This window comes from Methylobacterium sp. WL12 (assembly GCF_008039475.1).
Classification (GTDB): Bacteria; Pseudomonadota; Alphaproteobacteria; order Rhizobiales; family Beijerinckiaceae; genus Methylobacterium; species Methylobacterium cerastii.
Genome location: NZ_VRUW01000141.1, coordinates 1 through 6,907 on the forward strand (window position 1 = coordinate 1; position 6,907 = coordinate 6,907).

4 protein-coding genes and 4 pseudogenes are annotated in these 6,907 nt (G+C 68.1%); 6 read left to right on the plus strand and 2 right to left on the minus strand.

What is annotated here, in order from left to right; genetic code table 11:
- Nucleotides 1–338: 338 nt before the first annotated feature.
- The 5 genes and pseudogenes from glmU to FV226_RS26290 all read left to right on the plus strand — a co-directional run bounded on the left by glmU (nucleotide 339) and on the right by FV226_RS26290 (nucleotide 5,807).
- Nucleotides 339–1,730, plus strand: a complete 1,392-nt coding sequence (glmU, locus tag FV226_RS26270; RefSeq protein ID WP_147765238.1) for a bifunctional UDP-N-acetylglucosamine diphosphorylase/glucosamine-1-phosphate N-acetyltransferase GlmU — start codon at nucleotides 339–341, stop codon at nucleotides 1,728–1,730.
- Between the two features lie 164 nt (nucleotides 1,731–1,894).
- Complete coding sequence (gene glmS / locus FV226_RS26275; RefSeq protein ID WP_147765239.1) at nucleotides 1,895–3,721, plus strand: glutamine--fructose-6-phosphate transaminase (isomerizing); 1,827 nt, start codon at nucleotides 1,895–1,897, stop codon at nucleotides 3,719–3,721.
- 192 nt (nucleotides 3,722–3,913) lie between these two features.
- Nucleotides 3,914–4,165: pseudogene (locus FV226_RS26280) on the plus strand (transposase); the annotation flags it as partial.
- A gap of 7 nt (nucleotides 4,166–4,172) precedes the next feature.
- Nucleotides 4,173–4,613 (plus strand): annotated as a pseudogene (locus tag FV226_RS26285) (IS3 family transposase); the annotation flags it as partial.
- 88 nt (nucleotides 4,614–4,701) lie between these two features.
- A pseudogene (locus FV226_RS26290) lies at nucleotides 4,702–5,807 on the plus strand (IS630 family transposase).
- On the opposite strand, the gene FV226_RS26295 reads toward FV226_RS26290, so the two are convergent.
- Nucleotides 5,808–6,350 (minus strand): sulfite exporter TauE/SafE family protein, encoded by a 543-nt coding sequence (locus FV226_RS26295; protein ID WP_147765240.1) that lies wholly within the window; start codon nucleotides 6,348–6,350, stop codon nucleotides 5,808–5,810.
- A 153-nt stretch (nucleotides 6,351–6,503) separates the two neighbouring features.
- Here FV226_RS26295 and FV226_RS26300 point away from each other — a divergent pair.
- A pseudogene (locus FV226_RS26300) lies at nucleotides 6,504–6,773 on the plus strand (transposase); the annotation flags it as partial.
- Nucleotides 6,774–6,812: 39 nt separating this feature from the next.
- Here the strand turns inward: FV226_RS26300 and FV226_RS29110 are convergent.
- A partial coding sequence (locus FV226_RS29110; RefSeq protein WP_348643097.1) for an IS3 family transposase occupies nucleotides 6,813–6,907 on the minus strand: 95 nt, incomplete at its 5' end.

Below are 6,907 nucleotides of genomic sequence, written 5' to 3' on the forward strand. Positions count from 1 at the left end.
GGGATCGCGGAGGGCGTCGGAGCGCGGGTCGGTCGGCAGCGTCGTGCCCCTTCGTTCGGGTGGTTCGGCAACAGGACCGGAAACAGCGAAGTCCCGGAAACGGTTCGCAACAATCGGCCCCTCGTACCATCCCGGTGCCTGAACTCTCGGTTAAGCGCGGCCGGCGGGCGCGAATTCCGGCGCCTGTGTGATCGAGGCCGCGCGGCGGAGCGGAAGGACGACGGCGAGGCGACGCCGTTTTGCGGGACGGGCGCGATCGGCTAATCGGGTGCTCCCATCCCGTCGCCCGCCGGTCCCGGCGGGCGGCACCAGCGACCGTCCCCGGGAACCTGAACGCGATGACGACACCGGCCCCCGCGCGGCGAAGCCTCACCGCGATCGTGCTCGCCGCCGGCAAGGGCACGCGGATGCGCTCCGACCTGCCGAAGGTGCTCCATCGCCTGGCGGGCCGCAGCATGCTCGGCCACGTGCTCGCTGCGGTGCAGGCGGCGGGTGCCGCACGCATCGCCGTGGTGGCCGAGCCCGGCCGCGACGACGTCGCCCGCGAGATCGCGGCGCTGGCGCCGGGCGCCGCAATCTACCCGCAGGTCGAGCGCCTCGGCACGGCGCATGCGGTGCTGGCTGCCCGGGCGATCCTGAGCCAAGGCGACGACGGGGAAGGCGACGACGTCATCGTGGCCTTCGGCGACACCCCGCTGATCACCGGCGAGACCCTGTCGCGGCTGCGGGCGCCCTTGGCCGAGGGCGCAGCGGTAGTGGTACTGGCCTTCGAAACCGAGGCACCCGCCGGCTACGGCCGGGTGCTGACCGAGGGCGCCCACGTGGTCGCGATCCGCGAGGAGAAGGACGCCAGCGAAGCGGAGCGCGCGGTGCGCCTGTGCAACGCCGGGCTGATGGCGCTCTCGGGCGACCACGCGCTGGCGCTCCTGGAGCGGATCGGCAACGACAACGCCGCCGGCGAGTACTACCTGCCCGACGCGGTGGCGCTGGCCGTCGGCGACGGGCTCTCCGTCGCCGTGGTTCCAGTGACGGAGGCGGAGGCGCAAGGGGTCAACGACCGGGTGCAGCTCGGCGTCGCCGAGGCCGCGATCCAGGCGCGCCTGCGCCGCAGCGCCCAGCTCGGCGGCGCGACGCTGGTCGCCCCCGAGACGGTGTTCCTCAGCCACGACACGATCCTCGGGCGCGACGTGCTCGTCGAGCCGAACGTGGTGTTCGACACCGGCGTCCGCGTCGACGACGGGTGCGTCGTCCACGCCTTCTCGCACCTGAAGGACGTGCGCCTGGAGGCGGGCGCGAGCGTCGGCCCGTTCTCGCGCCTGCGGGGCGGGGCGGTGCTGGAGGCCGGCGCCAGCATTGGCAACTTCGTGGAGTTGAAGAACGCCCGCCTCGGGCCGGGCGCCAAGGCCGCGCACCTGACCTATCTCGGCGACGCCGAGGTCGGCGCCCGCGCCAACGTCGGGGCCGGCACCATCACCTGCAACTACGACGGGGTCTCGAAGCACCGCACCCGGATCGGGGCCGGCGCCTTCATCGGCTCGAACTCCGCGCTGGTCGCCCCCGTCGCGATCGGTGCCGGCGCCTTCGTCGCCTCCGGCTCGGTGATCACCGACGACGTGCCCGACGGGGCGCTCGCCGTCGCCCGCGGCCGCCAGGCGACGAAGCCGGGCTGGGCCGAGACGAAGCGCGCGGCGTTGCAGGCGGAGAAGGTGGCGCGCGCAGGCAAAGCGTAGGTCCCGGCGCGCGCACCCGCAGCCCCTTCAAAAGACGGCCCGCGCCTCTCACGTAAACGGCCCACTGCATCGCCTGCCCTGCGTAGCCACGGGGGGCTGGCCTCGTGCGGCGGCGATCCGGTACAAGCCGCCGGTCCACCGGGCGAACCGAAAGACAACTCAGCATGTGCGGCATCGTCGGCATCGTCGGTAACGGGGCAGTGGCCGGTCCGCTGGTCGAGGCGCTTCGCCGCCTGGAATACCGCGGCTACGACTCGGCCGGCATCGCCACGCTGGAGCACGGGCGGTTGGCTCGGCGGCGGGCCTCGGGCAAGCTCGTCAACCTCGAGGCGAGGCTGCGCGAGGAGCCGCTGGCCGGCGCGATCGGCATCGGCCACACCCGCTGGGCGACCCATGGCCGCCCCAACGAGACCAACGCCCACCCGCACGCCACCGCGCGGCTCGCCGTGGTCCACAACGGCATCATCGAGAATTTTCGCGAACTGAAGCACGAGCTCGAGGCCAAGGGCGTCCGGTTCGCGAGCGAGACCGACACCGAGGTGGTGGCCCAGCTCGTCAGCCATGCCATGGACCAGGGCCTCGGACCGGTCGAGGCGGTGGCCGCCTGCCTCCCGCGCCTGCGCGGCGCCTTCGCGCTCGGCTTCCTGTTCGCCGGCCACGACGACCTGCTGGTCGGCGCCCGGCACGGGGCGCCGCTCGCCATCGGCTACGGCGCGGGCGAGACCTATCTCGGCTCCGACGCGCTGGCGCTGGCGCCGTTCACCGACGCGCTCACCTATCTGGAAGAGGGCGACTGGGCGATCCTGTCGCGCAGCGGTGCCGAGATCCGAGACATCCACGGCGCGGTCGTCCAGCGCCCGCGCCAGACCATCGCGACGCAGGCCTACCGGATCGACAAGGGCAACCACCGCCACTTCATGGCCAAGGAGATCCACGAGCAGCCGGAGGTCGTCGGCCGCACGCTCTCCCACTACGTCGACCTCGCGCAAGGGCGCGTCGCGCTGCCCGAGCCGCTGCCCTTCGACTTCGCCAAGCTCACGCGCCTCAACATCACCGCCTGCGGCACCGCCTACTATGCGGGGCTGGTGGCCCGTTACTGGTTCGAGCAGATCGCGCGGCTTCCCGTCGAGATCGACGTCGCCTCCGAGGCGCGCTACCGCGAAGCGCCGCTCGAGCGCGACGGGCTGACGCTCGTCATCTCGCAATCGGGCGAGACCGCCGACACCCTGGCTTCGCTGCGCTACGCGAAGTCCCAAGGGCAACACAGCGTGTGCGTCGTCAACGTGCCGACCTCGACCATCGCGCGGGAATCCTCCGTGGCGCTGCCGACGCTCGCCGGCCCCGAGATCGGCGTCGCCTCGACCAAGGCCTTCTCTTGCCAGCTCACCGTGCTGCTGTGCCTGGCCATCGCCGCCGGCCGCGCCCGCGGCACCATCGACGCCGCGGAGGAGCGCCGCCTCGTCGACGCGCTGATCACCGTGCCCGGCCTGATGGCCGACGCGCTGGCCCGCGAGAACGAGATCGAGGGGCTGGCCCGCGAGATCGCCAAGGCGCGGGACGTGCTCTACCTCGGCCGCGGCACCAGCTACCCGATGGCGATGGAGGGCGCGCTGAAACTGAAGGAGATCAGCTACATCCACGCGGAAGGGTATGCGGCGGGCGAGCTCAAGCACGGGCCGATCGCGCTGATCGACGAGAGCGTGCCGGTGATCGTGATCGCCCCGCACGACGCGGTGTTCGAGAAGACCGTGTCGAACATGCAGGAGGTCGCCGCCCGCGGCGGGCGCATCGTGCTGATCGGCGACGCCAAGGGCGCAGCCGAGCACGGGCTCGACACCCTGGCCACGGTGACGATGCCCGACCTCGACCCGACGGTCGCGCCGATCGTCTACGCGGTGCCGATCCAACTCGTCGCCTACCACACCGCCGTTGTCATGGGTAAGGACGTGGACCAGCCGAGAAACCTCGCCAAGTCCGTCACGGTGGAATAGGCGCGATCTTTCAAACAGTTCGCTGTCCACGGCGAAAAAAGTTGGATGAAAAGATAAGGTCGGGTGAAATAATTAATCGGGGAAAAACGCCGACATATTAAGGTCGGGTGAAAATGCGATGTCAGCACTGGTCAGCCCCCATTGGAGTGGTCCGCCTTTTGATATGGCTTTTGAGCCTGGAGGACGGATGAGATGGCAAAGCCCCCGAAGCCTGAGGAGCTTGTTGCCAAGTTGCGGCAGGCGGATGTGCTGATCTCACAGGGCGAGAGCGTGGCCGATGCGATCTGCGCGCTCGGTGTGAGTTCGGTGACGTAATACCGGTAGCGGCGTGAGTTTGGCGGGCTGAAGTCGGATCAGGTTCGACGGATGAAGGATCTGGAGACCGAGAACGCTCGGCTGCGAAAGGCGATTGCGGATCTCACCCTCGACAAGCTGATCTTGCAATCCAGCCGCGGCGTGCCCACTCGACCGGGTCAACCGGCAGTTCAAGGCCGCCCACCCGAACAGGCTGTGAGTCGCCGACTTCACCTACGTCGCGACCTGGAGCGGCTTCGTCTACGCGGCTTTTGTGGTCGATGTCTTCGCTCGCCGGATCGTGGGCTGGCGCGTGTCGCGCTCGGCGCGGGCGGACTTCGTCCTCGATGCCTTGGAGCAGGCTCTGCATGAGCGCCGCCCCTTCGCCGGCAGCGGCCTCGTCTGCCATTCCGACCGCGGGTCGCAATACGTCAGCATCCGCTACACCGAACGTCTTGCAGAGGCTGGTATCGAACCCTCCGTCGGCAGCGTCGGTGACTCGTACGAAAATGCTCTCGCCGAGACCGTGATCGGACTGTTCAAGACCGAGGTCATCCACCGGCGCGGCCCATGGCGATCGTTCGAAGCCGTCGAGTTTGATCGGCCCCCACGAGGTTGTCCAAGGGTAAAGTTATACCAAACCCCGTTGATCGAGACTCACGTGGGGTAGCGTCGGCGTCGTAGCGATGATTTTGTCGTCGGGTTTGGAGCCTGAGGAGGATGTCATGGCTGCACCGGTGCCGCTGCGGTCGGACTTCGATGTCGAGGGCGTGCGTGCTCTTGCCAAGGGCGCGCGCGATCCCGCCCAGACGCGGCGCTTGCTGGCTCTGTCGGCGATCTATGCGGGTGGCGCGCGCTCGGGCGCCGCCGCTCTCGGCGGGGTCGGGCTTCAGACGGTGCGGGACTGGGTCGTGGCGTTCAACGCGTACGGTCCGGACGGGCTGATCGGCGGCAAGGCGCCCGGGGCTCGCCCGCGCCTGAGCGCCGAGCAGCGAGAGGTGCTGCGCGCCCTGGTCGAGCAAGGTCCGCGGCCGGCCGCCCACGGGGTGGTGCGCTGGCGGCTGGTCGATCTCGCCCAGATCCTGTTCCAGGACCACGGCGTGTCGGTGTCCGAGCAGACGCCGAGCCGGGTGCTACGGGCCATGGGCTAACGCAAACTCTCGGCCCGCCCGCGCCACCACGCCCAGGGTCCGGACGCCCATCCCGGTTTTTAAAATAGCCTCCCCGCCCGCCTGGAGGTGATCGCGCAGGCCGTCGGCGGCAAGCCGATGGAGATCTGGTTCGCCGACGAGGCCCGGGTCGGCCAGAAGAACACGATCACCCGACGCTGGGCCAAACGCGGCACGCGCCCCGCGGCACCCAAGGACCAGCGCACCCGGCCTACATATTCGGGGCGATCTGCCCGGCCAGAGGCACCGGGGCCGGCCTCGTCATGCCGCGCTGCACCACCGAAGCGATGGCTCTGCACCTCGAAGAGATCGCCCAGGCCGTCGCCCCCGGCGCGCATGCCTTCCTGCTGCTCGATCAAGCCGGCTGGCACACGACCACGAAGCTCGCTGTGCCCGCCAACATCACGCTGCTGCCGCTGCCCGCCCGCTCCCCCGAACTCAACCCCGAACTCAACCTCGTGGAGAACCTGTGGCAGGTCATGCGTGACGACTGGCTCGGCAACCGCGTCTTCACATCCTACGCCGACATCCTCGACCACTGCTGCGACGCCTGGAATACCCTCATCGACCGCCCCTGGCGCATCATGTCGATCGGACTGCGCACCCGGACCCATGAGTTCTAATCAGTGAGGATTGGTATTAACCGTGCGAATATCCTGGCTGACACTGATCGACAAAAGTGCAGTCAGGATGACACCGAGCCCCGCACCGAAGAAGCCGCCATAGATGGAAGCCACTCCGATCATCGCAGGACCAGTCATCGTATCGACGGGTCTCGGGCCACGTTTCGCCTGGTGGGCCTGTATCGTTGGTGCGAACGCAAACAAGATCGTGGCGAACGCGATGAGCACCGGCACAGGGCCGGTGAACAGGGCTTCGGGAAGCCAGAGCAGGAGAAGTGCACCTGACGCGCCTCCGAGGAGGGATGCGGCGGTCAGCCACCCGAGGCGGCGGTCAAAGGGCGGCCATCGACCAGGGTCCGCGAGGACAGCGATAAGATGACCCGGCATGATGACCACGGCATTCGAAGCATTGGCGATCACGGGAGGCAGGCCGACTTGGAGCATAGCTGGAAACGTGATCAGCGTCGCGCCGCCCGCTACCGCGTTGATCACGCCGCCAACCGCTCCTGCCCCCATCAGAAACAGTGTCGTCATCCAATCCATCACGCACCTCCAGCACCGGTTGTGATGGCTGCGAGACGAGATGTCTGGAACGTTTGTGACCGCTCTCAGGCAAGCTGGTAGCGGGAGGTGGCCTGCCTCCTGAAAAGTGGTCCTCCCTGAGGTATGGCTTCGAGCCATGTGGAGGATGTTTTCATGGGACGGAAGAAGCATACGGCTGAAGAGATCGTCGCCAAGCTACGCCAAGTGGATGTTCTGGTCTCACAAGGTCGCAAAGTTGCCGAAGCAATCCGGTCCATTGAGGTGACCGAAGTCACGTATTATCGCTGGCGTTCCGAGTATGGCGGTCTGAAGGGGGATCAGGTCAAGCGACTGAAGTCGCTGGAGACCGAGAACCAGCGCCTTCGTCGAGCAATTTCTGACCTGACCCTGGAGAAGCTGATCCTGAAGGAGGCAGCCTCGGGAAACTTCTGTGATCCTCCCCCGGTTCCACGGACACGGGGTTTAGCTCGCGTTCCGTTCGGCTTGCTCGGGTGTGATGTATCCGAGGGCCGAGTGGATGCGCTGCCGATTGTAGTAGCCCTCGATGTAGGCGAACA

Bases quoted from the DNA above. Each gene is read 5' to 3' on its own strand.
- glmU (WP_147765238.1), top strand. From the start codon at position 339: ATGACGACACCGGCCCCCGCGCGGCGAAGCCTCACCGCGATCGTGCTC.
- glmS (WP_147765239.1), top strand. From the start codon at position 1,895: ATGTGCGGCATCGTCGGCATCGTCGGTAACGGGGCAGTGGCCGGTCCG.
- FV226_RS26295 (WP_147765240.1), bottom strand. From the start codon at position 6,350: ATGGATTGGATGACGACACTGTTTCTGATGGGGGCAGGAGCGGTTGGC.